Annotated in this window: 2 protein-coding genes; both read left to right on the top strand. The window is 61.9% G+C overall.

Features of this window, described 5'->3' with window-relative positions; genetic code table 11:
- Positions 1–1,019 (top strand): acyl-CoA carboxylase subunit beta (locus DBR24_RS08970; RefSeq protein ID WP_305888855.1); only part of this gene is annotated, 1,019 nt, incomplete at its 5' end.
- 30 nt (positions 1,020–1,049) lie between these two features.
- Positions 1,050–1,241, top strand: a 192-nt coding sequence (locus DBR24_RS08965) for an acyl-CoA dehydrogenase family protein (protein ID WP_146189001.1), incomplete at its 3' end; no start/stop codon positions are given.

Here is a 1,241-nt window from a genome sequence, read left to right as displayed (position 1 = left end):
ACGTCGTGGTGGTGCGCGGCAAGGCCAAGCTGTTTCTCGCCGGGCCACCGCTGCTCAAAGCCGCGACCGGAGAAGTGGCCACCGATGAGGAACTGGGCGGCGCGGAGATGCACGCACAAATTGCCGGCACTGCCGAATACTTGGCCGAGAACGACGCCGATGGCGTGCGTCAGGTGCGTGAAATCCTCCGTATGTTGCCGTGGAACGAGCAACTGCCGTGGCTGCCGGAACCGCAATACAAGGAACCGCTGTACCCCATCGAGGAGTTGCTCGGACTGATTCCGGACGATGCGAAAAAGCCGTATGACGTGCGCGAAATCATTGCGCGGATCGCCGACGAATCGGACTTCCTCGAATTCAAGGGCGAGTACGACCAGCAAACCCTTTGCGGCCAGTTGAAGATCCAGGGCCGCGCCTGCGGCTTCATCGGCAACAACGGCCCGATCACGCCCAACGGCGCGAGCAAGGCCGCACAGTTCATTCAGTTGTGCGACCAGAGCCAGACGCCGCTGCTGTTTTTCCACAACACCACCGGGTTCATGGTCGGCACCGAATCCGAACAGCAAGGCGTGATCAAGCACGGTTCGAAACTGATTCAGGCAGTGGCCAATGCGCGGGTGCCTAAACTGACGATTGTCGTCGGCGGCTCCTACGGCGCGGGCAACTATGCGATGTGCGGGCGCGGTCTCGATCCACGCTTCATCTTCGCCTGGCCGAACAGCCGCACGGCGGTGATGGGCGGCGCGCAGGCCGGTAAAGTCCTGCGCATCGTCACTGAAGCCAAACAGCTCAAGGACGGCCTGACGCCAGACCCGAAGATGCTCGACATGCTCGAGCAGGTCACCGCGCAGAAACTCGACAGCCAGTCCACCGCACTCTACGGCAGCGCCAACCTGTGGGACGACGGCCTGATCGATCCGCGCGACACCCGCACCCTGCTCGGCTACCTGCTGGACATCTGCCACGAGGCCGACATTCGCACGCTGCAACCCAACAGCTTCGGCGTCAGCCGCTTCTGACTGCCACGGATCCCAAGGAGAACAATAAAAATGATCTTCACCCCGGAACACGAAGCCCTGCGCCGCACCGTTCGCCAGTTCGTCGAACACGAGATCAATCCGCACGTCGACGAGTGGGAAAAGGCCGGACGCTTTCCGATCCACGAGATTTTCCGCAAGGCGGGCGACCTCGGTCTGCTGGGGATTTCCAAACCGGAAAAGTTCGGCGGCATGGGCCTGGAT

This window comes from Pseudomonas sp. HMWF006 (assembly GCF_003061205.1).
In the GTDB taxonomy this organism is placed as follows: domain Bacteria; phylum Pseudomonadota; class Gammaproteobacteria; order Pseudomonadales; family Pseudomonadaceae; genus Aquipseudomonas; species Aquipseudomonas monsensis.
Note: the sequence above shows the minus strand (reverse complement) of the source record. Positions and strands in the feature narration are given on the sequence as shown.